18 protein-coding genes and 1 tRNA gene are annotated in these 25,117 nt (G+C 63.3%); 4 read left to right on the top strand and 15 right to left on the bottom strand.

Annotated elements, in window-relative coordinates; translation table 11 throughout:
- Positions 1-69: 69 nt before the first annotated feature.
- Complete coding sequence (locus ACFZAI_RS11105; protein WP_391566929.1) at positions 70-1,461, bottom strand: L-serine ammonia-lyase; 1,392 nt, start codon at positions 1,459-1,461, stop codon at positions 70-72.
- 175 nt (positions 1,462-1,636) lie between these two features.
- On the opposite strand from ACFZAI_RS11105, the gene ACFZAI_RS11100 reads away from it, so the two are divergent.
- Positions 1,637-3,298 (top strand): Na/Pi cotransporter family protein, encoded by a 1,662-nt coding sequence (locus ACFZAI_RS11100; protein ID WP_391566928.1) that lies wholly within the window; start codon positions 1,637-1,639, stop codon positions 3,296-3,298.
- A 39-nt stretch (positions 3,299-3,337) separates the two neighbouring features.
- Here the strand turns inward: ACFZAI_RS11100 and ACFZAI_RS11095 are convergent, their stop codons facing one another.
- The 3 genes from ACFZAI_RS11095 to polA all read right to left on the bottom strand — a co-directional run bounded on the left by ACFZAI_RS11095 (position 3,338) and on the right by polA (position 7,857).
- Positions 3,338-4,126 carry a dienelactone hydrolase family protein gene (locus ACFZAI_RS11095; RefSeq protein WP_391566927.1) on the bottom strand — a complete coding sequence of 263 codons (789 nt, stop codon included), beginning with the start codon at positions 4,124-4,126 and terminating at the stop codon, positions 3,338-3,340.
- A gap of 53 nt (positions 4,127-4,179) precedes the next feature.
- Positions 4,180-5,019 (bottom strand): ZIP family metal transporter, encoded by an 840-nt coding sequence (locus ACFZAI_RS11090; protein WP_391566926.1) that lies wholly within the window; start codon positions 5,017-5,019, stop codon positions 4,180-4,182.
- A gap of 120 nt (positions 5,020-5,139) precedes the next feature.
- Positions 5,140-7,857: a DNA polymerase I gene (polA, locus tag ACFZAI_RS11085; RefSeq protein WP_391566925.1), complete on the bottom strand. Its 2,718-nt coding sequence runs from the start codon at positions 7,855-7,857 to the stop codon at positions 5,140-5,142.
- A 52-nt stretch (positions 7,858-7,909) separates the two neighbouring features.
- Between polA and ACFZAI_RS11080 the strand changes: the two genes are divergently transcribed.
- Positions 7,910-8,536 (top strand): TIGR00730 family Rossman fold protein, encoded by a 627-nt coding sequence (locus ACFZAI_RS11080; protein WP_391567106.1) that lies wholly within the window; start codon positions 7,910-7,912, stop codon positions 8,534-8,536.
- Between the two features lie 92 nt (positions 8,537-8,628).
- Here the strand turns inward: ACFZAI_RS11080 and ACFZAI_RS11075 are convergent, their stop codons facing one another.
- Together ACFZAI_RS11075 and ACFZAI_RS11070 are read right to left on the bottom strand one after the other, a co-directional pair.
- On the bottom strand, positions 8,629-10,053 hold the full coding sequence (locus tag ACFZAI_RS11075; RefSeq protein ID WP_391566924.1) for a M20 family metallopeptidase: 1,425 nt from the start codon (positions 10,051-10,053) through the stop codon (positions 8,629-8,631).
- 125 nt (positions 10,054-10,178) lie between these two features.
- Positions 10,179-11,042 carry a LysR family transcriptional regulator gene (locus ACFZAI_RS11070; protein WP_391566923.1) on the bottom strand — a complete coding sequence of 288 codons (864 nt, stop codon included), beginning with the start codon at positions 11,040-11,042 and terminating at the stop codon, positions 10,179-10,181.
- Positions 11,043-11,149: 107 nt separating this feature from the next.
- Between ACFZAI_RS11070 and ACFZAI_RS11065 the strand changes: the two genes are divergently transcribed.
- Positions 11,150-11,548, top strand: a complete 399-nt coding sequence (locus ACFZAI_RS11065) for a 4-oxalocrotonate tautomerase family protein (RefSeq protein ID WP_391566922.1) — start codon at positions 11,150-11,152, stop codon at positions 11,546-11,548.
- Positions 11,549-11,649: 101 nt separating this feature from the next.
- On the opposite strand, the gene typA is transcribed toward ACFZAI_RS11065, so the two are convergent.
- The 8 genes from typA to scpB all read right to left on the bottom strand — a co-directional run bounded on the left by typA (position 11,650) and on the right by scpB (position 23,280).
- Positions 11,650-13,473: a translational GTPase TypA gene (gene typA, locus ACFZAI_RS11060; protein WP_391566921.1), complete on the bottom strand. Its 1,824-nt coding sequence runs from the start codon at positions 13,471-13,473 to the stop codon at positions 11,650-11,652.
- Positions 13,470-14,222: a tRNA pseudouridine(55) synthase TruB gene (truB, locus tag ACFZAI_RS11055; RefSeq protein WP_054423615.1), complete on the bottom strand. Its 753-nt coding sequence runs from the start codon at positions 14,220-14,222 to the stop codon at positions 13,470-13,472. Before truB ends, typA begins: the two co-directional genes overlap by 4 nt.
- Before the next feature lie 39 nt (positions 14,223-14,261).
- Positions 14,262-14,663, bottom strand: coding sequence for a 30S ribosome-binding factor RbfA (gene rbfA, locus ACFZAI_RS11050; protein ID WP_006218273.1), 402 nt, complete (start codon positions 14,661-14,663; stop codon positions 14,262-14,264).
- A gap of 23 nt (positions 14,664-14,686) precedes the next feature.
- Positions 14,687-17,773: a translation initiation factor IF-2 gene (infB, locus tag ACFZAI_RS11045; protein ID WP_391566920.1), complete on the bottom strand. Its 3,087-nt coding sequence runs from the start codon at positions 17,771-17,773 to the stop codon at positions 14,687-14,689.
- 95 nt (positions 17,774-17,868) lie between these two features.
- On the bottom strand, positions 17,869-19,347 hold the full coding sequence (gene nusA / locus ACFZAI_RS11040) for a transcription termination factor NusA (RefSeq protein WP_006225085.1): 1,479 nt from the start codon (positions 19,345-19,347) through the stop codon (positions 17,869-17,871).
- Entirely contained in the window at positions 19,344-19,847 is a 504-nt protein-coding gene (gene rimP / locus ACFZAI_RS11035; RefSeq protein WP_391566919.1) for a ribosome maturation factor RimP, read from the bottom strand. The genes nusA and rimP overlap by 4 nt, the downstream gene beginning before the upstream one ends.
- A 446-nt stretch (positions 19,848-20,293) precedes the next feature.
- On the bottom strand, positions 20,294-22,132 hold the full coding sequence (rluB, locus tag ACFZAI_RS11030) for a 23S rRNA pseudouridine(2605) synthase RluB (RefSeq protein WP_391566918.1): 1,839 nt from the start codon (positions 22,130-22,132) through the stop codon (positions 20,294-20,296).
- Positions 22,133-22,167: 35 nt separating this feature from the next.
- A complete protein-coding gene (gene scpB, locus ACFZAI_RS11025) occupies positions 22,168-23,280 on the bottom strand; it encodes an SMC-Scp complex subunit ScpB (RefSeq protein WP_391566917.1) in 1,113 nt (370 codons plus the stop codon).
- Between the two features lie 62 nt (positions 23,281-23,342).
- On the opposite strand from scpB, the gene ACFZAI_RS11020 reads away from it, so the two are divergent.
- Positions 23,343-23,419: transfer RNA gene (locus ACFZAI_RS11020), tRNA-Met, on the top strand.
- Between the two features lie 688 nt (positions 23,420-24,107).
- Here the strand turns inward: ACFZAI_RS11020 and ACFZAI_RS11015 are convergent.
- Complete coding sequence (locus tag ACFZAI_RS11015; protein WP_391566916.1) at positions 24,108-25,013, bottom strand: LysR family transcriptional regulator; 906 nt, start codon at positions 25,011-25,013, stop codon at positions 24,108-24,110.
- Positions 25,014-25,117 lie beyond the last annotated feature (104 nt).

The raw sequence follows: 25,117 nt of genomic DNA, 5'->3' as shown, positions 1-25,117 counted from the left end.
GGCGGCGGGCCGAGGCCCTGTCACACCGAAGACAAGGCCGAGGCCACCACGCACCCGATCACGCCTGGATCAGCACTCGACGATGTTCACCGCCAGGCCGCCACGCGCGGTTTCCTTGTACTTCGTCTTCATGTCGGCGCCCGTTTCGCGCATCGTCTTGATGACAGAGTCCAGCGACACATAGTGCTGCCCGTCGCCGCGCAGCGCCATGCGCGCCGCGTTCACGGCTTTGATGGAAGCCATGGCATTGCGTTCGATACAGGGAATTTGCACCAGCCCGCCCACGGGGTCGCACGTCAGGCCCAGATTGTGCTCCATGCCGATTTCGGCGGCGTTCTCAACTTGCTCAACCGTGCCGCCCAAGGCGGCCGCCAAGCCGCCCGCAGCCATCGAACACGCCACGCCCACTTCGCCCTGACAGCCCACTTCGGCCCCCGACAGCGACGCGTTGTACTTGTACAGCAGCCCCACCGCCGCAGCGGTCAGCAGGAAATTGCGCACGCCGTCGCTGTTGGCGCCCGGCACGAATCGGTCGTAATAATGCAGCACCGCCGGGATGATGCCGGCCGCGCCGTTGGTCGGCGCCGTCACCACACGCCCGCCCGCCGCGTTTTCTTCGTTGACGGCCATGGCGTACAGGTTGACCCAGTCCATCACCGACAAGGGATCGGACAAGGTGCGTTCGGCGCGCTGCGTCAGGTTGCGGTAGAGCTCGGGCGCACGGCGGCGCACGCGCAGCGGGCCAGGCAATTCGCCATCGGCTTCCGGGTAATTGATGCCACAGCCCCGCGCCACGCAGTCCTGCATGACCTGCCAGATACGGTCCAGCCCGCTATGCGTTTCCGACGCTTCGCGCCAGGTCAGCTCGTTTTGCATCATCAGCTGCGCCACGGTCATGCCGCTTTCGCGGCACATGGTCAACAGCTCACGGCCTGTGCGAAACGGATAGGGCAACTGGTTATGCGCGGCAATGACCTGGCTGTTCGACGCGCCGGCCGTTACGACAAAGCCGCCGCCTACCGACAGATAGCGCGATTCGCGCAGCGACTCGCCATTGGCGCCGATGGCGTGAAACTTCATGCCATTGGGGTGTTCGGCCATCGCTTCGCGGCGGTAGAACACCATGTGTTCCTTCTCGATGAAGGGCACGGGGAAACGGCCAAGCAGCGGCAACTGGCGGCTGGCGCGCACCGAGGCCAACATGCCGGCGATAGCGGCCGGGTCAACCGTGTCGGGGGCTTCGCCCATCAGGCCCAGCAGAACGCCCTTGTCGGTGCCGTGGCCCTTGCCGGTGGCGCCCAGCGAGCCGTACATTTCGGCGCGCACATAGGCGACTTGGGGGATCAGGCCGTCGCGTTCAAGCCCCTGCGCAAATAGCAATGCGGCCCGCATCGGGCCCACCGTATGGGAGCTAGACGGGCCTATGCCTATCTTGAACAGATCGAATACGGAAACGGCCACGCGAAACTCCAGTACATCAAAGAATAGTCAGGCAATGATACGCGTAGCCACAGCCGCGCGCAGTAAAGGCCCGACGGGCGTAAGCTGTATTGCGCCGCCGGGTTTCGCCGCCCGGTCAGGCATGCGATCATTACAAAATTATTTCATGTCATAAAAAGAACGGAACTACCCCTGGATGTCTGGACTTATTACCCTGCTTGACTTCGCCGGCTACGTCGCGCTCCTTCTTTGGGGGGTGCACATGGTCCAAACGGGCGTCCAGCGCGCTTTCGGCGCGGCCTTGGGCGCGGCGCTGGGCAAAGCGCTGGGTACGCGCTTGCGTGCCTTTGCCGCCGGGCTGGGCATCACCGCCGCCCTGCAAAGCAGCACCGCCACGGGCCTGATGATTACCGGTTTCGCCGCAGGCGGCGTGGTTGGCCTGGTGCCCGCCCTGGCCGCGATGCTGGGCGCCAACGTCGGCACCACGCTGATCGTTCAGTTGCTGTCGTTTGACCTGACCTCGCTGGCCCCCATCCTGATCCTGGCGGGCGTATGGATGTTCCGGCGCTATCCGCCCGGCCGCACCCGCGACCTGGGCCGGGTGTTCATCGGGCTGGGGTTGTTGCTGCTGTCGCTGCATCAACTGGTTGAACTCTTCGAGCCGTTCCAGACCGCCCCCATGCTGGGCATGATTCTTGACGCGCTGTCCACCCAGCCGGTGGCTGCCGTGCTGCTGTCAGCCGCCTTCACCTGGGCCGCGCACTCCAGCGTGGCCGTGGTGGTGCTGGTGATGTCGCTGGCCAGCCACCACATGGTGGCGCCGCACGTGGCCTTTGCGCTGGTGCTGGGCGCCAACCTGGGCACCGCCATCAACCCGATGATCGAAGGCGTGACGGGCGACGACCCGGCCGCCCGCCGCCTGCCGCTGGGCAACCTGCTGACCCGCGTGCTGGGCGTGCTGGCCGGCCTGATTCTGCTGCCCGTGCTGCAACCGCTGATGAGCGACATGGCGAGCGACCCGGCGCGCGCCGTGGCCAACTTTCACACGCTGTTCAACGCGGTGATCGCGCTGGTGTTCCTGCCGCTGCTCACGCCCTACGCCGCCCTGCTCACCCGCTGGCTGCCCAAGCGCGCCGACCCGAACGACCCTTCCCGTCCCCAATATCTGGACGAGTGGGCGCACGACGTGCCCGCCGTGGCGTTGGGCAATGCCGCACGCGAAGCGCTGCGCATGGCCGATATGGTGCAAACGCTGCTGCTGTACGCGCGCGCCGGTTTCAAGCGCGACAACCGCCACCGCATGGTGCAGGCGCGCCAGCTGGACGCCGCGCTGGACAAGCTGGAAAACGCCATCACCACCTACCTGGCCACGCTGGATCAGGAAAACATGACGCGCGACGACGTGCAGCGCATGGATGACATCCTGGCCTTCACCAGCAACATCGGCCACGCGGGCGACATCGCCCACCATGGCCTCTTGAGCCACGTCGCCAAGCTGCGCAAACAGGGCTGGACCTTCTCGCCCGAGCAGCGCGCCAGCCTGGACGACACGCTGGGCCAGCTGATCGCCAACGAGCGCCAAGCCGCGGCCCTGTTCGTCAACGACGATCTGCGCCAGGCCCGGGCCCTTGCCGGCGAGAAGGCGCGTTTCCGCACCATCGAAATCCAAGCGTCCGAGACGCACCTGCAAAAGATCAAGGCTGGTCAGGTCGACGCCGCCGAAGTCGGCGCGCTGTACCTGGATATTCTGCGCGACATGAAGGGCATCAACTCGCATCTGGTGGGCGCAGCGGCTTACCCGCTGCTGGCCCGCCACGGCGAACTGCTGCCAAGCCGGCTGCGCGAAGCTGGGAACTGAACGTAAAAAAACCGGCCCTTGGGCCGGTTTTTTTTATCCCTACAGATAGCGCTGGAACCAGGCGAGCATCCGGCTCCAGCCATCTTTCGCCGCTTCCGGCTTGTAGCTGGCCCGGTAGTCCGCCAGGAACGCATGGTCGGCATCCGGGTACACCACGAACTCTGACTGCTTGGCGGCGGCGTTGCCCGCGGCCAGTTTCGTCTTCATCGTTTCGATGTCGGCCAGCGGAATGCTGGCGTCCTTCGCGCCATACAAGCCCAGCACGGGGCCGTGCAGTTCGTTGACCACGTCGAAGGCCACGCGCTTGATCAGCGGGCCGTGGCCCACGCTCAGCTTGCCGTACCAGGCCACGCCCGCCTTCACATCGGGGTTGTGCGCGGCGTACATCCAGGTCAAGCGGCCGCCCCAGCAAAAGCCCGTCACGGCCACACGCTTGGCGTCGCCGCCGTTCTGCGCGGCCCAGGCCACGCTGGCGTCCAGGTCTGCAAACACCTGCTCGTCGGGCACTTTGCTGACCAGCTCGGCGATGAGTTTCGGGATGTCGGTGTAGACGGAGGCGTCGCCCTGGCGTTCATACAGGTTGGCGGCAACGGCCAGGTAGCCGGCCTTGGCGATGCGGCGGCACAAATCCTTGATGTGCTCGTGCACGCCGAAGATCTCTTGCACCACCAGCACGATGGGCAGGTCACGGCGGCCTTCAGGCGCTGCGTAATAGGCGGCGATGGAACCATCGGCCACGGGCAGTTTGAAGTCTCCGTGGACCAATCCATCCGTGTCGGTATGGATGACGGTGGGCGCGACGTTACCGGCGGCGGCGGAAAAACTCATGGGCACACTCCTAGGGTGGAATCGAAGACGGCCGGGCATCCCGTCCGCGCGCCCTAGTGCGGGTGAGCGTGCTCCGCATGGGGCGCGCCGTGGCCGGCGTCGGCCCCGTGCTCGTGTCCATGGTGCATCAGAGTCGTGACGCTGTAGATCAGCGCCACGCCCACGCCTACCAGCAGCAATTGCGGGACGGCATCCGAAAGGGATACCCGTTCGTGCATCTGCGGCATCAGGTCGGCCACCGAGATATAGAGGAAGCTGCTGGCGGCAACCACCAAGACATACGGCACCCAGCCCTGCGCCTGCTGCAGCACGAAGTACCCTATTATGCCGCCCACGGCTGAACACAAGCTGGTGAAGAGAATCAGCGAAAACGCCCGGCGGCGAGCCAGGCCAGCATTCAGCAGCACGACGAAATCGCTCAGCTTGTGCGGCACTTCATGCACGATGATCGACGCCGCCGTCAGCACGCCCAGCAGCGGGTCGGTCAGGAAGGCCGCCGCCACCAGCACGCCGTCGCACAGGTTGTGCAACGAGCTGCCGATTAGAATCAACATGCCGCCCCGGCCCGCTTCGTGATGGTCGTGGCCCTTGTGATGGTGGTGGCCGTCGCCCTCGTGGTGATGGCTGTGGCGCAGCAGCGCAATCTTCTCCAGCACGAAGAAGCCGATCAGCGAGGCCAGCATCAGCCCGAACAGCGCGTGGGCGTCACCCACCGCGCCCTCAAAGGCCTCGGGCAGCAGGTGCAACAGCGCCACCGACAACAGCACGCCCACCGACAGGCTGACCATGTGATGCAGGTATTGGGCAAACACTCTGTAGGCCAGCCAGCTGGCGACAAAGACGGCGATAAGCCCGCCGGTTACGGTGGCAAGCAGGACCCAGAGCAGCAACATTTGGGGGACGCAATAAAGGCGGGAGGGAAGCGCAACATTATATTGTTGCAATCCCAAAATCGGAAATGGGCCGTCCGAAGACGGCCCACCGAGGGTCAAGCCGGCGAAGCGTTTCCGCCCTTAGTGCGCCTGCTCCCAGTTCTTGCCCATGCCCACTTCGGCCACCAGCGGCACGCGCAGCTCGGCCACCGCACACATCAAACGGGGCAGCGCTTCCTTGACCATGTCGATCTCGGCGTCCGGCGCTTCCAGCACCAGTTCATCGTGCACCTGCATGATCATGCGCGTTTGCAGCTTTTCCGCTTCCAGCCAATCTTGCACGGCCACCATGGCCATCTTGATCAGGTCAGCCGCGGTGCCTTGCATGGGCGCGTTGATGGCGGCCCGTTCGGCGCCCTGCCGGCGCGGGCCCGAAGCCCCGCGGATTTCCGGCAATTGCAGCCGGCGGCCGAATACCGTTTCCACGTAGCCCTGCTCACGCGCCAAGCGGCGGGTGTTTTCCATGTACATCGCCACGCCGGGATAGCGGGCGAAGTAGCGGTCGATATACGCCTGCGCCGCGTCGCGCGTGATGCCCAGGTTGGACGCCAGGCCGAATACGCCCATGCCGTAGATCAGGCCAAAGTTGATGGCCTTGGCCGCGCGGCGCTGCTCGGTGGACACATCGGGCAAGGCTACGCCGAACACTTCAGAGGCCGTGGCGCGGTGGATGTCTTCGCCCGCGGCGAAGGCGCGTTGCAGGTTCTCGTCGTCGGACACATGCGCCATGATGCGCAGTTCAATCTGCGAATAGTCCGCCGATAGCAACATGCCCTGTTCAGCGATGAACGCTTCGCGCACGCGGCGGCCCGCCTCGGTGCGCACCGGAATGTTCTGCAAGTTGGGATCAGACGACGCCAGGCGGCCCGTGATCACCGCCGCCTGCGAATAGCGCGTATGCACGCGCCCCGTCGCCGGGTTGATCATGCGCGGCAGCTTGTCCGTGTACGTGGATTTCAGCTTGGACAAACCCCGATATTCCAGCAGCACCTGCGGCAGCGGATAGTCTTGCGCCAGCTTGGTCAGCACGTCTTCGTCCGTAGACGGCGCGCCGCTTGCGGTCTTGCGCACGACGGGCAGTTGCATGCGCTCAAACAGTATCTCGCCCAACTGCTTGGGCGAATTCAGGTTGAACGGCTGGCCGGCCAGTTCATAGGCCTTTTGTTCCAGCCGCAGCATTTCCTGGCCCAGCTTGTGGCTTTGTTGGCCGAGTTCAGCGGCATCCACCTTCACGCCATTGCGTTCGATGGTGGTCAGCACCGCCGACACCTGGATCTCAAGCTGGTAGATGCGGTTCAAGCCTTCGTCGGCCGCCACCATCGGGCGCAGCACCTGATGCAGCTGCAAGGTGAAGTCCGCGTCTTCGGCGGCGTAATGGCCGGCCTTGTCCACCGCCACTTCGTCAAAGCCGATCTGCTTGGCGCCCTTGCCGCACAGGTCTTCATACGACACGCCGCTGCGGCCCAGATAGCGCTGGGCCAGATCATTCAGCCCCACGCCCCGATGCGATTCCAGCACGTAGGCTTGCAGCATCGTGTCGTCGGTGATGCCCGCAAGCTTGATGCCTTCGTTGGCGAACACATGGGCGTCGTACTTGGCGTGATGCAGCAGTTTGGCGCGCGAGGCGTCTTCCAGCCACGGCTTCAAACGCGCCAGCACTTCGGCTTTCGGCAGTTGGGTCGCGCCGTCCGGGCCGCGATGGGCCACGGGGATGTAGCAGGCCACGCCCGGCTCTACTGCCAGCGACAGGCCCACGAGCCGCGCCTGCATCTGATCAAGCGACGTCGTTTCGGTATCCAGCGCCACCAGCGGCGCGCCTTGCAGCTTTTCAAACCAGGCGTCGAATTCAGCCCAATCGGAAATGATGCGGTAGTCGATTTCAGTGGGCGCTGCGGGCGCCTCGGCGGCGATGCGCGCATCGCCTGTGGGCACACGTTCGGCGTCGCCCGTCAGGTCACGCAGCCAGGTGCGGAAACCATAGCGCTCGTACAGTTCCGTCAGCGTGGCGTCGTCGCGCGCGCGCGGGGTCAGGTCGTCCACGCTTTCGACATGGCCGGTCAGGTCGCAGTCGTACTTCACCGTCAGCAGTTGGCGCGTCAGCGGAAAGTTCGGAATGGCTTCACGCAGGTTGTTGCCCGCCACGCCCTTGATGCCATCGGCGCCTTCGATGAGCTTGTCGATGGAACCGAATTCAGTCAGCCATTTGACGGCCGTCTTCGGGCCGACCTTGGTCACACCCGGCACGTTGTCGACGGTGTCGCCCACCAGCATCAGGTAGTCCACGATGCGGTCGGCAGGCACGCCGAATTTATTGACGACGCCAGGTTCGTCCAGCACTTCGCCCGTCATGGTGTTGACCAGCGTGACGTGGCTGTTGACGAGTTGGGCCAGGTCTTTATCACCCGTAGAGACGATGGTGTGCACGTCGTGTTCGGTGGCACGCTTGGCCAGGGTGCCGATCACGTCATCGGCCTCCACCCCTTCAATGGCCAGCACCGGCCAGCCCAGCGCACGCACGGCGCGGTGGATGGGTTCAATCTGCGCGGCCAGGTCCTCCGGCATGGGAGGACGGTGCGACTTGTACTCGGGATAGAGGTCGTCCCGGAAGGTCTTGCCGCGAGCATCGAAAATACATGCGGCATACTCTGCCTTGTGGTCAGATACAAGCTTGCGCAACATGTTCACCACGCCGTAGAGCGCACCCGTAGGTTCGCCTTGCGCATTGCGCAAATCAGGCATAGCGTGGAAAGCGCGGTACAAGTAACTTGAACCGTCGACCAGTAATAAGGTTTTTTTCATGGTTACAAAGGCAGATATGGAAACACCCGCCGGCAAACAAATTCCGCTGATTATGTCAGAGATACGGACGGCGGCAGACAAGCTCGCAAACATCGGGCCCGCAGTCAGCGTCTTCGGCAGCGCACGAGTCAGCCGCAATTCCCCCCACTATGAAACTACCGTTGCGATTTCGGCCGCCCTGGCCGGCGCCGGTTTTGCGGTGATTGCAGGGGGCGGCCCCGGCATCATGGAGGCCGCGAACAAGGGCGCATTCGAGGCAGGCGGCACCAGCATCGGGCTGAACATCAGCCTGCCGCACGAAGCGCACAACAACGAATACCAAACCATCAGCCTGTCGTTCGAATATTTCTTCTCGCGCAAGGCCACGTTTTTCATGCACAGCTTCGCCTACGTTGCGATGCCGGGCGGGTTTGGCACCCTGGACGAGCTCTTCGAAGCGTTGACGCTGATCCAGACGGGCAAGGTTCCGCCGGCGCCCATCGTGCTGGTGGGCAGCGAATACTGGTCTGGCCTGGTCGAATGGCTGGGCGACCAGGTGCTGAGCAACGGCATGATCGGCGCGCATGACCTGGATCTTTTCATCATCGAAGATGATCCCGTCAAGGTCGTGCGCCGCGTCGTGGAATTCCACGAAAAAGTCACCTCGGAAGCGCAGTACGCGCCGTCGCTGCCGGCCTGATTTCGCATCAGGAAAACAGACACGCCCCGCCGCCTGGCGGCGGGGCGTGTCATGTCACATCCCGGATTTCCTAGCGGCCCCGCCGCCCGGCATCACTTGCGCATGAACGACGGCACGACATCGGCCGGGATCGGGCACACGTAAGGCTGACCGCGGCGCGCCTCCAGCAGTTCTTCCTTGGCGCGCGCCAATGCGCCGGGCTGCGTATACAAATCCGCAGCGGTCGCCGCAATGATTTTCGCGGCATGCACCATGCCCTTGTGCGCCATCGACATCTTGCCCTGCGCCACCATCTGCCACGAATGGAACGGCGTGCCATAGGCATAGCAAGCGCCCCAGCACTGCGCCGTGGGCGTCACCCAGCTGACGTCGCCCACATCGGTAGAGCCGTAGCTGATCTCCGTCTTGGCCGGGTCAAACGGCGCCACGCCCGCGAACAAGGGCGTGGGGTTGCGCAGCACCGCGCCCAGGTTTTTACCCGCGTTATCAATGTCGTCTTCGCTGATCGCATCCCACATGCGGCGCGCCGCCTGCTCTTCGCCCGGCGTGTACGCCGGCCCTTGCAGCGCCTGCATGTTGGCGTACATCACCTCGTTCAGCACGCGGTTCGGCATGTAGTTGGAGCAGGCCTTGTCGAACACAATGTCCAGCTCGCAGCCGGTCATCAAGGCCGCGCCGCGCGCCACGTTCTTCACCCGTTCATACAGCTCGGCCGCCTGCGAATTGATGGGCGCGCGCACCAGGTACAGCACTTCGGCACGCGCCTGCACCACGTTGGGAGAAATGCCGCCGCTGTTGGTCACGGCGTAATGCACGCGCGCATCCGGCACCATGTGTTCGCGCAGATAGTTCACGCCCACGTTCATCAGCTCCACCGCGTCCAGCGCGCTGCGGCCCAGATGCGGAGAATTCGCCGCGTGCGCCGCGATGCCTCGAAAGCGGAAGTAGGCCTGAATGTTGGCCAGTGACGACTGATAAAAAATGCCCGTGTGCGACGCCGGATGCCACGTCAGCGCCGCATCCACATCGTCAAACAACCCCGCGCGCGCCATGAAGGTCTTGCCCGACCCGCCCTCTTCCGCCGGACAGCCGTAAAACCGGATCGTGCCGGGCAATTGATTGGCCTCAAGGAATTCCTTGACGGCGACGGCGGCGAAATGGGCGGCTGTACCCAGCAGATGATGGCCGCAACCGTGGCCGTTGCCATTGGGCGTCTCGGGCGACGGCGCGCACGCAAAGGCGCCGCTTTCCTGGCTTAAGCCCGACAGCGCGTCGTACTCGCCCAGAATGGCGATGACGGGGCCGCCTTGGCCGGCTTCGGCCACGAACGCAGTGGGAATGCCGGCGGCGTCGCGCGTGATGCGAAAGCCCGTTTCCTCAAGCATCGCGATGTGCAGCTCGGCCGACTTGTGCTCGTCGTAGCGCAGCTCGGCCAGGCTCCAGATGCGGTCGCTCAAGTCCGCATAACGGTCGCTGCGCGCGTCGATGAACGGCGCGAGTGTATCGATGGCACCCATTGCTTCTCCAGTGAAAGGGATGATCCTGTCTCGGTGAAAAAAGCCTGTGATTCGTCCTGCTTGATTCCGGCAGTTTCAATCATTTCCGGGCGGGAAGCCAGAGCGAATCAAGGCAGCTGGCCGGATCAGCTCATCGCTTTGATGATGGCGTCGCGCGCCAGCCCGATGAATTCGCTTTCGCCCGCGCGCGCGGGCAGCAAGCGGAATTCCACCATCGGCAAGGCCGGCAAACCCGGCGCGTGCAAGCGCGCAATGCCTGGCGCCAGCGCCGATTCATTCAGGCAGGCCACGCCCAACCCCGCGGAAATCGCCAGCTGCAAACCGGCCACGCCCGAGGCCACATGCGACACGGTATAGGGCACGCCTCGGCGGCACAGCAAGCGCTCTACGTACTGACGCAGCGCACAAGTTTCGGGCAACACCAGCAGCGGCAAGGCGTCATGTTGCGGCACGCTTGCGCCTTCCGCCGCCATCCACAGCAACGGTTCGCGGCGCAGCAGCGCGCCTTGCGCACGGGCTCGGGGCGCGCCCCGTTCCTGGATCGACATGGAGATGCCGACATCAATCTCGCCGCGTTCATAGGCGGCCTCGATCGCGCCGCTTTTCATGATGGTGACGTGCAGCCGCACTTGCGGATATTGCTCGTTCAGGCGGCGCAGCATGCGCGCCACGTCACCAGGGCGGAAGTAGTCAGTGATGAACAGCCGCAGCTCGCCTTGCAGCGCCACGCCGCGCAGGTCGCGGTAGGCCTCGTCGCTCAAAGCCAGAATGGCGCGCGCGTGCGCCAGCAGGCGTTCGCCCGCGGGCGTGGCCGCAACACCCGTCTTGCCGCGCACAAGCAGCGGCTGGCCGGCACGGTCTTCCAGTTTGCGCATCTGCTCGCTGACGGATGACTGCGACAGAAACACCTTGGGCGCGGCCGCCGTCAGGCTGCCTGCATCCAGCACGGCAACCAGGGTGCGCAGCTGGTCCAGATCGAATCCCGACATGATTTATCCAACGGATTTATCGATGGATTAAATCGTAATTTCCCGCTTTTCCGATGTCAAACGGCTACCTAAACTGGCCCTGTCCCTTCCCCATTCAGGAGCTAAAAATGCCCCACATCGTCGTTCATCTCTCGGGCCAGCCCGACCCCGCCATCAACCGCCGCGTGGTGCAATCCGTCGCCAGCCTGACCCAGTCCGTATTGGGAAAAAAGCTGCCCGTCATCGCGATCACGTTGCAGCATATTCCGCACGACCTGTGGTTCATCGGCGGGCAGCCGCTGTCGGAACTGGGCAAGAATGCCTTCCACCTGGACATCAGCGTCACCGACGAGACCAACACCAAGGGCGAAAAGGCGCGCTTCATCAAGGAGATCTACGCCGCGTTCCAAGAGATTCTGGGCGAGCTCCACGAATGCTCGTACGTGCATGTGATCGATGCGCGCGCTGCGGCCTATGGCTATGGCGGCGCCACGCAGGAATACCGGCACCAGCAAAGCGGCGTGTAATTCCCCGGCCAGAAACAACGCGCAAAAAAAAGCCGCGCACCCGAAGGTGTGCGGCTTTTCTTTTGCTGCCGAACCGCAAGGGGCGTGAGCCCCCGCGTGGCTTAGACAGCGGCTTCGCGCGCGGCGCGCTTGCGTTCGTTTTCCAGCAGGTGACGCTTACGCAGACGGATCGACTTCGGCGTGATTTCCACGAGTTCGTCGTCGTCGATGAATTCCACGGCGTATTCCAGCGACATCTGGATCGGCGGAACCAGGCGCACGGCTTCGTCGGTGCCCGAGGCGCGCACGTTGGTCAGCTGCTTGCCCTTGATCGGGTTCACGACCAGGTCGTTGTCGCGGCTGTGGATGCCGATGATCATGCCTTCGTACAGCGCATCGCCCGGGTTCACGAACATGCGGCCGCGGTCTTGCAGCTTCCACAGTGCGTAGGCCACGGCGTCGCCGTTGTCCTGGCTGATCAGCACGCCGTTACGGCGCTCGCCAATCGAGCCTTCCTTGATCGGGGCGTATTCGTGGAAGATGTGGCTCATCAAGCCCGTGCCGCGCGTCAGCGTCAGGAACTCGTTCTGGAAACCGATCAGGCCACGGGCCGGGATCAGGTATTCCAGGCGGGTACGGCCACGGCCGTCCGGCTGCATGTCTTGCAGGTCGCCCTTGCGGCGGCCCAGCTCTTCCATGACGCCGCCCTGGTGAGCATCTTCAACGTCGATCGTCAGCGATTCAAACGGCTCGCACTTCACGCCGTCGACTTCCTTGAACACCACGCGCGGGCGCGACACGGCCAGCTCGTAGCCTTCGCGGCGCATCGTTTCCAGCAGAATCGTCAGGTGCAGTTCGCCACGGCCCGACACTTCAAACACCGTGTCGTCGCCCGTGTCGCGCACACGCAGCGCCACGTTGGACTTCAGTTCGCGGTCCAGACGGTCGCGCACTTGGCGGCTGGTCACGAATTTGCCTTCGCGGCCGGCCAGCGGCGACGTGTTCACCATGAAATTCATGGTCAGCGTCGGCTCGTCGATGCGCAGCATCGGCAGGGCTTCTTGCGTGGTGACGTCGGTGACGGTGCAGCCGATGCCCAGTTCTTCGATACCGTTGATCAGCACGATGTCGCCGGCTTCGGCTTCATCCACGACCACGCGTTCCAGACCGTGGAACTTCAGCACCTGGTTGATACGGCCGCGGCCGCCCTGGCCTTCCGGACCAAACTTGTAAGCCACTTCCATGCCGGGGCGCATACGGCCACGGTTGATGCGGCCCACGCCGATCTTGCCGACGTAGCTGTTGTAGTCCAGCGAGATGATTTGCATCTGCAGCGGGCCGTTGGGATCGTCGTCACGCTGCGGCACGTGCTGCAGAATGGCTTCGAACAACGGGCGCATGTTGCCTTCGCGCACGTCCGGGGTCAGACCGGCGTAGCCCGACAGACCCGAGGCGTACACCACCGGGAAGTCCAGCTGCTCTTCGGTCGCGCCCAGCTTGTCGAACAGGTCGAACGTGGCGTTAATGACGAAGTCGGTACGGGCGCCCGGGCGGTCAACCTTGTTGACGACCACGATCGGCTTCAGGCCCAGGGCCAGCGCCTTGCGCGTCACGAAGATGGTCTGCGGCATCGGGCCTTCAACGGCGTCCACCAGCAGCAGCACGCCGTCAACCATGGACAGCACGCGTTCGACTTCACCACCGAAGTCCGCGTGTCCCGGGGTGTCGACGATGTTGATGTGCGTGCCTTCGTATTCAACGGCACAGTTCTTGGCCAGAATCGTAATGCCGCGTTCTTTTTCCAGATCGTTCGAGTCCATGACCCGTTCGGTCAGCGCCTGGTTTTCGCGGAAGGTGCCGGATTGGCGCAGCAGCTGGTCGACCAGGGTTGTTTTACCGTGGTCCACGTGGGCGATGATGGCGACGTTGCGCAAGGCGCGAGTCATAGCGAGTCCTTTAAGGTCAGGGTGGAGGGCAGCAAGCCCTCCGGCAATTCGTTCAGTGCAAGCAATGCCTGCTTGGGGTCTGGCATGGCCTGCAAGGCTTCCAGCTCAACGGCGCGTTCCAGAGAAAATGGCCCGACATGCGTGCGCCGCAGCGCCGTCAGGTGGGCGAAACAGCCCAGCACGCGCCCGATGTCCTGGGCCAGTGTTCGGATGTATGTGCCTTTACTGCAAGCCACATCGATCTCTGCCTGCGTCCCCGAAAGGGACAACAGCTCGATGCGGTGTATCGTGATTTGTCGCGGAGCGCGTTCCAGCTCGATGCCGGCGCGCGCGTACTCGTACAACGGTTTGCCGTCGCGCTTGAGCGCGGAGTACATCGGCGGAATCTGTTCAATCGTGCCCGAGAAACGTGACAGCGCGTCGCGCAGTGCTTGTTCCTCGACGGCAAAACCCGGTTCGGCGGTCGACACGACATTGCCGGTCAGGTCGCCAGAATCGGTTTCGCTGCCAAATTGCAGCGTAGCGCGATATGCCTTGTCGGCGTTCAGCATCGCGCCGGAAATTTTAGTTGCGCGACCCATGCAGCACACCAGCAAGCCGGTGGCGAAGGGGTCCAACGTACCCGTATGACCGGCTTTCGCCGCATCCATGGCGCGTTTGGCGCGTTGCAAAGCGTGGTTACTCGACAAACCTACGGGTTTGTCGAGCAACAGCACACCGTCGAGCGCGAGCCCGCGTCGTTTAGCCATCGTCGAAATCCGGTTGAAAAAGCAGTGACGACAGCCCGATCAGGACTGGTCTTCAGGTTCGTCGGGCACGCCCGAGTGCGGGCCGGGCCGGTTTGCGCGGTCGATGAGGATCGACATTTCGATACCACGGGCAATTTGCTCGTCGTGGAAGAAACGCAAAGTGGGGACAGTGTGAATGTGCAGCAGCTTGTAAAGCTGAGAATGCAGCCAACCGGCTTTTTCGTTCAGCAAGGCGGTCGCGGCTTCGGGCTCAGCGCCCAACACCGTGAACCACACCTTGGCATGCGCGTAGTCGGTCGACAATTCCACACCGGAGAGCGTGATCAGGCCAGCGCGAGACATATCGATTTCGCGCTGGATGATCTCGGCCAGATCCTTTTGGATCTGGTCGGCCAGCCGCAGATTGCGGCCGGGGATGGCTTTGGACTTGTGACGGCTCATTAGCAATAATGCCTCGCGACGCTTTACAGCGTACGCGCGATTTCCTTGATTTCAAAGACTTCCAGCTGGTCACCCACCTGGATGTCATTGTTGCCGCGCAGCGTAAGACCGCAATCGAAGCCCGACTTGACTTCCTTGACGTCGTCCTTGAAGCGGCGCAGCGATTCGAGATGCCCGGTCCAGTGAACGACGTTGTTGCGCAGCAGGCGTACCTGGGAATCGCGGCGGACGATGCCGTCAAGCACCATACAACCGGCGATGTTGCCGAGACGCGAGATGCTGTAGACCTCACGGATTTCGACCAGGCCGATGATTTCTTCTTTCTTCTCGGGCGCCAGCATGCCCGACATGGCTGCCTTCACTTCATCCACGGCGTCATAGATGATGTTGTAGTAGCGCACATCGATGCCGTTGTTTTCGGCCAGCTTCTTGGCGCTTGCTTCCGCACGCACGTTAAAGCCGATCACGACAGCGTTCGAGGCGATAGCCAGGTTGATGTCGGTTTCCGAGATGCCGCCAACGGCCGCGTGCACCACTTGCACACGGACTTCGTCGGTCGACAGCTTGACCAGCGACTGCACCAGCGCTTCCTGCGAACCTTGCACGTCGGTCTTGACGATAAGCGTGAGCGTTTGCGTGCCCTCGCCCAGGTTGTCGAACATCGATTCCAGCTTGGCGGCCTGTTGGCGGGCCAGCTTGACGTCGCGGAACTTGCCTTGGCGGAACAGCGCGATTTCGCGCGCCTTGCGCTCGTCGGACAGCGCCATCAGCTCGTCGCCGGCGGCCGGGACTTCGGTCAGACCCTGGATTTCCACCGGGATCGACGGGCCGGCCGATTGAATCGGCTTGCCGTTTTCGTCCAGCATGGCGCGCACGCGGCCAAAGCTTGCGCCGGCCAGCACGACGTCGCCGCGCTTGAGCGTGCCGCTTTGCACCAGAATCGTCGCGACCGGGCCGCGGCCCTTGTCCAGACGGGCTTCGATGACCAGACCCTTGGCGGGTGCGTCTTCCGGCGCCTTCAGTTCCAGCACTTCGGCTTGCAGCAGCACGTTTTCGAGCAGATCGTCGATGCCTTCGCCGGTCTTGGCGGACACACCCACGAACGGCACGTCGCCGCCGTATTCTTCCGGCACAACCTGTTCGGCAACCAGTTCCTGCTTGACGCGATCCGGGTTGGCCGACGGCTTGTCGATCTTGGTCACGGCCACGACCATGGGCACGCCCGCAGCCTTGGCATGGTGGATCGCTTCACGCGTTTGCGGCATTACGCCGTCGTCGGAAGCCACCACCAGGATGACGATGTCGGTCGCCTTGGCGCCGCGGGCACGCATGGCGGTGAACGCCTCGTGGCCCGGGGTGTCAAGGAAGGTCACCATGCCGCGTTCGGTCTGAACGTGGTAGGCGCCGATGTGCTGCGTAATGCCGCCGGCTTCGCCCGCGGCAACCTTGGCGCGGCGGATGTAATCCAGCAGCGAGGTCTTGCCGTGGTCGACGTGGCCCATGACGGTCACGACCGGAGCGCGAGGCAGTTGCTCGGCTTCGGAGACGGTCGCGGTTTCGTCCAGGAAGGCTTCCGGGTCATCCAGCTTGGCGGCGATAGCCACGTGGCCCAGTTCCTCGACCACGATCATGGCCGTTTCCTGGTCCAGCACCTGGTTGATGGTGACCATCTGGCCCAGCTTCATCAATTGCTTGATGACTTCTGCGGCCTTCACGGACATCTTGTGCGCCAGGTCGGCCACGCTGATGGTTTCCGGCACGTGAACTTCACGTGCGATGAATTCTGCGGGTGCCGGCTCGTTGCGGCGGTCGTTCTGCTGGTTGCGGCCACCACGGCCGCCGCCCTTGCCACCACCCTTGCCGCCTGCGCGCCAGCCATCACGGCTAGCCGGGGCTGCCGGCTTGTCGGCGGGCTTCTTGCGCGACGCGTCATCGGACCAGGTCGAAGCGACTTCGGCGGTCTTGATGGTCTTCTTCGTGCCAGGAGCGGCCGGCTTGGCGTCCTTCTTGGCGCCAGGCGTTGCACCCGGCTTGCCAGCCGGCTTGTGCAGCGTGCCCGAAATCGGCGCAGCGGCGGCGGCAGGCGCCTCCGGCTCGGGGGCGCGCAGCACCTTGCGCGGACGGTTCAGCATCTCGCGCAGGGCAGCGGCTTCGGCTTCGGCGGCGCGGCGGGCCTCATCGCGGCCACCCGACGTAGCGGAGGCGGCGAGCGGCGGGCCAGCGCGGCGGTTGTCGGCGCGATTGCCCACGCGGGCGGCGGGCGCCGGTGCGGCGGCCGCAGCAGGAGCGGCAGGCGCGGCGGCCTCGGGCTTGGCGGCGGGTTTCACGGGTTCGGACTTCGCAGCAGGCTGAGCCTGGGCGATCGGCGCATTGGCCTGGGGGGAAGGTGTTTCGGACTTATTAGCTAGCACAACAGGTTCCGGCTTGGCTTCTTCAGCCTTGGGCTCGGTGGATTCAGTCTTAACTTCGGGCTTGGCCTCTTCGGCCACGGGCTCGGCAGGAGCAGGCGCCGGCGTCGGTTCGGGTTCAGGCTGGGCCTGAACGTCGGCGGCTTGCGCCTCGACGGTGGCGGGCACTTCGGCCGCGACGGATTCAACAGGCGCGGGCGCTTCAACCGGCGCGGGCGCTTCTACAGCAACGGGCTCTGCCGATTCAGCGGGGGCCGCAGCCTCCGCCTGCACGGGAGTGGTCTCGCGGGGCTCGACCACGGCAGGCGCCTCGGGTGCAGCCGGCGCGGACACCTGCTGCTCTTCTTCGACGGAGACTTCTTCATCAGCACGCGCGGACGCGGCCTGCTCCAGGGCGATTTCGGAGGGATCACGCTTGACGAACACGCGCTTCTTGCGCACTTCGACCTGAATCGTGCGCGAGCGGCCGGTGGCGTCAGCCTGCCGGATCTCGGACGTTTGGCGGCGCGTCAGGGTGATCTTCTTGCCTTCGGTCGCGCCGTGGGCGCGACGCAGCGATTCGAGCAATTTCGCCTTGTCGCTGTCGGTGACGGAATCGTCAACCGATTTGAGGTCAACACCAGCCGAGCGCAGCTGATCCAGCAGCACATTGGCAGGCATTTTCAGCTCGGTAGCGAACTGGGCGACGGTGTTACTCGACATTAGGCTCTCTCTTCCCTATATGCAGCTATTACAAACAACGTGAACTTGCGGTGGACAAAACCAGCACTACCCACCGCAGACCCGTGTCCTTTTGGTTATTCTTCGTCGAACCAATGGGCGCGGGCACGCATGATGAGGTCGCTGGCTTCCTGCTCGGTCAAGCCGGCGATTTCCGCCAGTTCGTCCGTTGCCAATTCGGCCAGATCATCACGCGTATGCACTTGACGCTCGGCCAGCTTGCCAGCCAGCTCTTGCGTCATGCCTTCGAGTTCAAGCAAATCCTGTGCGGTCTCAAGGCGCTCTTCCTGGGCAATGGCCTCAGTCAGCAACGCATTGCGGGCACGGGCGCGCAATTCATTAATGGTGTCTTCGTCAAACGCTTCGATTTCCAGCAGTTCCTGCATGGGCACGTAAGCGATTTCCTCGATACCGGTAAAACCTTCGTCGATCAGGATGTCAGCGACTTCCTCGTCAACGTCCAGCTTGCTCATGAACGTGGCGCGCAGACCCGACCGCTCGACTTCCTGGCGGTTCAGGCTTTCTTCCGGCGTCATGATGTTGATCTGCCAGCCGGTCAGTTCGGACGCCAGGCGCACGTTCTGACCCTTGGCGCCGATCGCCTTGGGCAGGTTTTCTTCGTCGACGACGACGTCCATCGCATGCTTGTCTTCATCAACGACGATCGATTCGACGTTGGCCGGCGCCAGCGCGCCGATGACAAACTGCGCGGGGTCTTCCGACCACAACACGATATCAACCTGCTCGCCGCCCAACTCATTGCGCACGGCGGTAACACGCGAACCACGCATGCCGACACACGTGCCGATGGGATCGATCCGCTTATCGTATGCCACGACGGCGATCTTCGCACGCACACCCGCATCACGGGCCGCAGCCTTGATCTCGAGCAGACCCTGCTCGATTTCCGGAACTTCGTTCTCGAACAACTGGCGGATGAACTCGGGCGAGGTGCGCGACAGAATCACTTGCTGGCCACGCGCGGCGTGGTCAACACGCAACACAAAGGCGCGGACGCGGTCGGCGACCCGGAGGTTTTCCTTCGGAATCATCTCGGAACGGGGCAGGCGCGCTTCGATCTTGCCGGTTTCGACAATGGCGTCGCCCTTGTCCATGCGCTTGATCGTGCCGGACACAATGGTTTCGCCACGATCCAGGAAGTCGTTCAGCACCTGTTCGCGCTCGGCGTCACGGATCTTTTGCAGAATGGCCTGCTTGGCCGCCTGCGCGCCGATACGGCCGAACTCGATGGGTTCAAGCGGCTCTTCGATGTATTCGCCTTCCTGGATGCCAGGAACGATTTCCACCGCATCCGACAGCATTTCCTGCTTGTCGGGTTCTTGCAGGCCGGCTTCGTCCGGCACCACCAGCCAGCGGCGGAAGCCTTCGTGATCGCCGGTTTCCCTATCGATGGCGACACGAATGTCCGCATCATCCTTGAAGCGCTTTTTCATGGCCGAGGCCAGCGCACTTTCCAGTGCGCCGAACACGACGTCACGCGTGACGTTCTTTTCACGCGCCAAGGCATCGACCAACAGAAGAATTTCGCGACTCATCGCTTTTTGCCCTTGAAATCCAGAACGGGGTCCAGTTTTGCACGCTCGATATCATCGACCGTGAAATTCAACACCTGGATGTCGTTCTTTTTTGCCTCAAATTCGAGACCGAAGACGGTCTTGTGCATCCCAGCAGCAGCGTCCGAGGCGGCGGCGTCGTCTTCAGGCACGGTCAACGTGCCGGAGAAGACCTTACGTCCGTCTAATGCCTCGCGCAGCTTGATCTCGATGCGCTCGCCAGCAAAGCGCCGGAACTCAGCCTCGTTGCGCAGCGGGCGGTCAATGCCCGGCGAGCCCACTTCCAGGCGCTTGTAGTCGACGTTTTCGACTTCAAACACCCGCGACAATTGGCGAGACACCTGTTCACAGTCTTCGATGCGCACACCGCCGACCCGATCGATCGTTACGCGCAAAAGGCCCAGGGCGGCACGCTCGACGTCCACGAGTTCGACGTCCATGCCGGCCAGAGCCTCTTCGGTCAATGCGAATAAATCAGCCATATACTCAAAAAAAATGGGCTGCACGCCCAGCCCACCGATATTGCGCAGAGCCCAGCCGCTTCCCTACTACACGTAAGGAGCAATGCTGGGCAGCGCCCTATATTGCGACCTAATTTGTGGTTTGCGCCACGAAACCCTAGCAGGGTTTCTCAACCTTGGCCGCCCCGGCCCGACCTGCGGACCCGACAGCACTTGGCGCAAATTCCGATGCCAACTGCTCTTGCTTAACGCTTCCCAGCACTGCCCTGCTTGCGATATTTGCACGCCACAGCAGAGCGATAAGCACCACGCCAACCGCCTTTGCCTGACAAAAAGCAATGACGCGAAGCCATGAAAACCATTGATTTTACCAGATAAACTGGAAAAACGCCTGATTCGTCACGGGCTTACAGTTATGCGGGACACATCGTGCCCGGCGGCGCCGTTAGCGCCGCCGCCAGCCACGCTCAGCGGCCTTGACGGCCGCGTCCGCCCATCACACCCAGGCGGGACTCGTGCGCCGATGCGCCACGCGGTTGCCAATCATCACCACGAGGCGACGACGAAGACGACGATGCGCTACGCGGAGCGCGCGGCTTGCCGCCTGCGCCCGGACCCTTGTTTCCGGCGGAATTGCCTGCACCGCGCGGACCTTCAGCCTTGTTGCCACCCCGGCCGCCAGCACCTGCCGGCTTGCCATTGCGGCCGCCGGCGTTGCCGCCACGCGCACCCGCAGGCTTGCCACCCGGTTTGCCGCCACCAGGCTTGCGGCCGCCGCCCATAGGCGCTTCAGCCACATTACCCACGGCCACATCCGCCGAACCCACGTTGCCCGACGGGCCATTGGCCGCCGCCGAACGCGGACCGCGCGGTTTGCCGCCCGGCTTGCCGCCTGCGTTGCCACCCGGCTTACCGCCTTGCTTACCACCCGAACGGCCACCACCCGGCGCCGCCGAACGGCCGCCCGGCTTGCCGCCCTTGCGATTGCCGCCCGCGCCTTCCGCAGCCAGCGGGTGGCCGTTGGCGTAACCGCCCGCGATCATCAGACCGGTGCCGAACGGGTCGGACGGACACGCCGCCGTTTGACCCGCGCTGCCCAAGCGGCCGCCTTGCAACTTGCCGCGACGGCCGATACGCGCGCCGTTCATGCCGTTGCGATCCATCGTGCCAAAGCCCGGGGGCAGCGCGCTGTCATGCGATTGCGGCTGCTTCGAGCGGCGGCGATTACCGCCAGATTCGTCGTCTTCACGCAACAGTCCAAGCTGGACCATCAAGGCGGTGACGAGCGAACCATCCAATTCTTCCCAGCGGCCCCGGCGCAACGTACGCGGCAGGACCACATCACCGAAACGGGTGCGGATCAGGCGGCTGACCGTAACGCCCACGGCTTCAAACATGCGGCGGACTTCGCGGTTGCGGCCTTCTTGCAAGGTCACGCGATACCAGCGGTTGCTGCCGTCGCCACCCAGATAATCCAGCGCGCCGAACGCGGCCAAGCCGTCTTCCAGCTCGATGCCATCGACCAGCGACTGGCGCTGCGCCTCGTCCATTTCGCCCAGCACGCGAACCGCGTATTCGCGCTCGGTGCCATAACGGGGGTGCATGATGCGGTTGGCCATGTCACCGGAAGTCGTGAAGATCAGCAGCCCTTCGGTGTTCAAGTCCAGACGGCCGACCGACAGCCACTTGCCGGTGCGCAGCTTGGGCAAGCGCGCGAATACGCTGGCGCGGCCAGCCGGGTCGTCATGGCTGACGATTTCGCCTGCCGGCTTGTGATACAGGATCACGCGCGGCGGCTTCTTGGTGTTCACGCGCATGATCGGCTTGCCGTTCACGCGAACCTGGTCGTTCGGGGCCACGCGCTGGCCAATATGGGCCGGCTCGCCGTTGACCGACACGCGGCCAGCAACAATCAGTTCTTCCATTTCGCGGCGCGAACCGATGCCGGCGTCCGCCAACACCTTGTGCAGCTTGGGCATGACCGAATCGCTGTTCAGGTACTTGCCCAGACGCTGCTCCATGCGGTCAGCCGTCTCAAGGTACGACAGGGCCTGCTCGGCTTCCTGCTCGCCACCACGGGAGTCAGGCGACTCGACCGGAGCAGCGGCGGCCGCCGCGGGCTGGCCTTCGACAGCGGGTGCTTGCTCGCCCGTTGCGTCGCCACGACGGCGACGGAACGGCGTCCTCAGCTTGCGGCCGCGGCCACGGGCTGCGCCCTCGCCTTCGGCTGCCGGCTCGCGCGCGGCGGAGGATTCCGGCTGACCGTTGGAAACGGTGTCATCCGAACGGGGATTCTCGTCCTGCATTGCTGTATTCGTTGTCACTGGGACAGCTCCGAATTTCAAACTTGGGTAGGCCTGCCAGGGGCAGGCTCGTCATCATCAGGGGACGCCGAATCTCGGCTGGCGCCAGGCCGCGCCGGGTCCGTTTCATCCGAGGCCACGGAGGCGGCATCGGGGTCGGGCCGAACAGGATCATCAAGGCCGAAATCGGGCTCATGCCCAGCGGCGCCAGGCGCTGCGTGATCGGTCTCGTCAATCGGGTCGGTCGGTTCCGCGTGTTTTGCGTTCTCGACACTTTCCTTTGCAGCACCGTCCTCAGGGGAATCGGCGGCCATATCGGAAATGTCGTTACCGGCTCTGTCGTCGGGAAAACCGGACAGGGTCGGCGTATTGGACAAGCCTTCGGCTTGCTCCCGGACGGTGGGTTCGTCGGCGGGAATCGCGCCTTCTTCTGTGCGCGAAACGACGGATTCTACGCTATCGACCGGGGCTATGGGTGCATCGTCTTCCGAAACAGACAATTCCGCAACGGGGATAGTGTCATTTTCAGCACTTTCCAGCGGAACTTCGCCCGGCATCCCGCCCGGCGCTTCGCCTGTCACTTGCTGTACTTCCCCCAGATCCAGGCCCGCCAACGCAGCGGCAGCTTGCGCGGATTCCAGCGGCGGCAGCTCGTCCAGCGCGCGCAGCCCCAGATCGTCCAGAAACTGGCGCGTCGTGCCGAAGAGCGCCGGGCGGCCGGGCGCATCACGATGCCCGATCACTTCGATCCAGCCCCGATCTTCCAGCGCCTTCACGATCTGCGAAGACACCGTCACACCCCGGATATCTTCAATATCGCCTCGCGTCACCGGTTGACGCCACGCAACAATCGCCAGCGTCTCCATCACGGCGCGCGAATACTTGGGCGGCTTTTCAGGACTCAGCCGCTCAAGGTAGCGCTGCATATGCGGGCGGCTTTGAAAGCGCCATCCGCTTGCCAGCTGCACCAGCTCCAGGCCGCCATCGGCCCAATTGGCTTGCAGTGTCTCCAACAGCGCACGCAGCTTACTGTTGTCGAATTGTTCATCGTCACCGAATAGCTTGCGCATATCGGACAGTTGCATCGGCTGCACCGCACATAAAAGCGCGGTTTCCAGCACGAGTATTGCCTCGCTATCGTTCATCGACATTCAAATTCAAAAAGGGCTAACTTGCGCTAGGTTGGAAATAAGGTTAATATTCTTTTCTCAGACGCGGGGTGGAGCAGTCTGGCAGCTCGTCGGGCTCATAACCCGAAGGTCGTAGGTTCAAATCCTGCCCCCGCAACCAAATTTGATGAAGGCCTGGCGATTTCGCTGGGCCTTTTTCATTTGTTCAGCGATTTTTTTGGCGTTTGTCAGGGCGATGGGCATACCCAGCCCAACACGCGACCCAATTCGCGACCCAACTCGCAATCCCGCACACGTCGCCACCCGCAACTCCGCAGCCGGCCAAACCCCATCACAAGCAATAGCTCGGACAGATCCGCTACCGACGGCGTTGATTTGCGTAGTGTTCACACGATTCCTGCGTTGATTGCCATCTACGACGGCCATGCGGCAATACGGCCGCGGCGCGCCAGATAGGGCGACAAGCCTGCCCGATTTCTATCGCGGCAGACGCCTTAAGCAAATTCTGGAAAGTTGGCATCACTCGCCAACGAGCCTGCAAGACACGCCGGTACCCGGCGTCATCATCCTGCGGCAATCAGTATCAAGACCCGGATCATCAAACAATGAATACGGTGTCGCGGCGAGCTGCCGCGCCCTGAATCCACGCGCCCCTTGCACATGCGAAGATTTCTTCGCGATGCCATAGCCCAATCCAGGCCGGACTTACGATTCTTAGATATTTTCGAAGACTACTGCTCAAGAACATGAATTTGGCTCAGTTGCCAAACCTGCGCGAGCAATTTGCAAATTATACCGCCATAACCCTCGCTCTCAAGCCCACCGGGCCGCAATGCGCACGTCAGAATCTATCCCGCAGGCTTATCCCACGGCGCGGAACCCAACCTGTCCACCAGAAAATCCAGCATTGAACGCAGAATCAGCGGCATTTGGCGGCGCGACGCATACACACCATAAATGCCCAATTCCTGAGGCTTGCACTGCGGCAGAATCGCCTTCAACCGGCCCGCAGCAATATGCTCCGCCGCGTAGTAGGTGGGCAGCATGGCAATGCCCGCCCCTTCCAGCGCAGCGCTGCACAGCACCGACACCTCGTTGGCGCTGATGTTTCCGCTGACCGGCACATCCACCGGCTGGCCGTCTCGTTCAAAACGCCACAAGCTCTTGCCAAAGTAAGAATGGGTCAGGCAGTTGCGCAGGGACAGGTCCTCGACGCGTGCCGGCACGCCTTCGCGCGCCAGATAGTCGGGTGACGCGCACACCACCGAACGGCAGACCGCCAGCTTGCGCGCAATCAGGTTCGGGTCCAGGTCATTGGTGATGCGCACCGCCAGATCCACCCGCTCTTCGACCAGGTTCACGGCGCGCTCGACCAGCATCAGATCCACCGACGTGCCGGGATGCTGCTTGACGTAATCGGTGACGGCGCCGGCCAGGTGCTTGGCGCCAAACGACATACTCGTGGTGATGCGCAATAACCCGCGCGGCGTGTCCTCAGGGGTCGAGACCGCACTGCGCAGATCGCCCACCATATCCAGCATCTGCCGGCAGCGGGGCAAGGTTTCCGCGCCCGCTGGCGTGAGACTCAGGCGGCGTGTCGTGCGATGCAGCAAGCGCACCCCCACCCACTGCTCCATCTCAGCCAGATACCTCGACACCATCGCTCGCGACATATCCAAATGCACTGCGGCCGCCGACAGGCTACCCCGGTCAGCGACTTCGACGAACACCTGCATGGCTTTCAGACGATCCATGATTGTCTCGATTCTTGCATCAGACCGTACCGGTTATACCGTATTTCTGTGCATTATCCGCGTCGAATATGAGACATTTTGCGCACTGAACCGACAGACGGAAA

It is taken from the genome of Achromobacter sp. NPDC008082, assembly GCF_042957345.1.
GTDB lineage: Bacteria > Pseudomonadota > Gammaproteobacteria > Burkholderiales > Burkholderiaceae_B > Achromobacter > Achromobacter kerstersii_A.
This window is presented reverse-complemented; position numbering and strand designations above follow the sequence as displayed.

What these genes read in the sequence shown, in the direction of transcription:
- ACFZAI_RS11100 (WP_391566928.1), top strand. Translation starts at nt 1,637, where the DNA reads ATGTCTGGACTTATTACCCTGCTTGACTTCGCCGGCTACGTCGCGCTC.
- ACFZAI_RS11095 (WP_391566927.1), bottom strand. Translation starts at nt 4,126, where the DNA reads ATGAGTTTTTCCGCCGCCGCCGGTAACGTCGCGCCCACCGTCATCCAT.
- ACFZAI_RS11090 (WP_391566926.1), bottom strand. Translation starts at nt 5,019, where the DNA reads ATGTTGCTGCTCTGGGTCCTGCTTGCCACCGTAACCGGCGGGCTTATC.
- polA (WP_391566925.1), bottom strand. Translation starts at nt 7,857, where the DNA reads ATGAAAAAAACCTTATTACTGGTCGACGGTTCAAGTTACTTGTACCGC.
- ACFZAI_RS11080 (WP_391567106.1), top strand. Translation starts at nt 7,910, where the DNA reads ATGTCAGAGATACGGACGGCGGCAGACAAGCTCGCAAACATCGGGCCC.
- ACFZAI_RS11075 (WP_391566924.1), bottom strand. Translation starts at nt 10,053, where the DNA reads ATGGGTGCCATCGATACACTCGCGCCGTTCATCGACGCGCGCAGCGAC.
- ACFZAI_RS11070 (WP_391566923.1), bottom strand. Translation starts at nt 11,042, where the DNA reads ATGTCGGGATTCGATCTGGACCAGCTGCGCACCCTGGTTGCCGTGCTG.
- ACFZAI_RS11065 (WP_391566922.1), top strand. Translation starts at nt 11,150, where the DNA reads ATGCCCCACATCGTCGTTCATCTCTCGGGCCAGCCCGACCCCGCCATC.
- typA (WP_391566921.1), bottom strand. Translation starts at nt 13,473, where the DNA reads ATGACTCGCGCCTTGCGCAACGTCGCCATCATCGCCCACGTGGACCAC.
- truB (WP_054423615.1), bottom strand. Translation starts at nt 14,222, where the DNA reads ATGGCTAAACGACGCGGGCTCGCGCTCGACGGTGTGCTGTTGCTCGAC.
- rbfA (WP_006218273.1), bottom strand. Translation starts at nt 14,663, where the DNA reads ATGAGCCGTCACAAGTCCAAAGCCATCCCCGGCCGCAATCTGCGGCTG.
- infB (WP_391566920.1), bottom strand. Translation starts at nt 17,773, where the DNA reads ATGTCGAGTAACACCGTCGCCCAGTTCGCTACCGAGCTGAAAATGCCT.
- nusA (WP_006225085.1), bottom strand. Translation starts at nt 19,347, where the DNA reads ATGAGTCGCGAAATTCTTCTGTTGGTCGATGCCTTGGCGCGTGAAAAG.
- rimP (WP_391566919.1), bottom strand. Translation starts at nt 19,847, where the DNA reads ATGGCTGATTTATTCGCATTGACCGAAGAGGCTCTGGCCGGCATGGAC.
- rluB (WP_391566918.1), bottom strand. Translation starts at nt 22,132, where the DNA reads ATGCAGGACGAGAATCCCCGTTCGGATGACACCGTTTCCAACGGTCAG.
- scpB (WP_391566917.1), bottom strand. Translation starts at nt 23,280, where the DNA reads ATGTCGATGAACGATAGCGAGGCAATACTCGTGCTGGAAACCGCGCTT.
- ACFZAI_RS11015 (WP_391566916.1), bottom strand. Translation starts at nt 25,013, where the DNA reads ATGGATCGTCTGAAAGCCATGCAGGTGTTCGTCGAAGTCGCTGACCGG.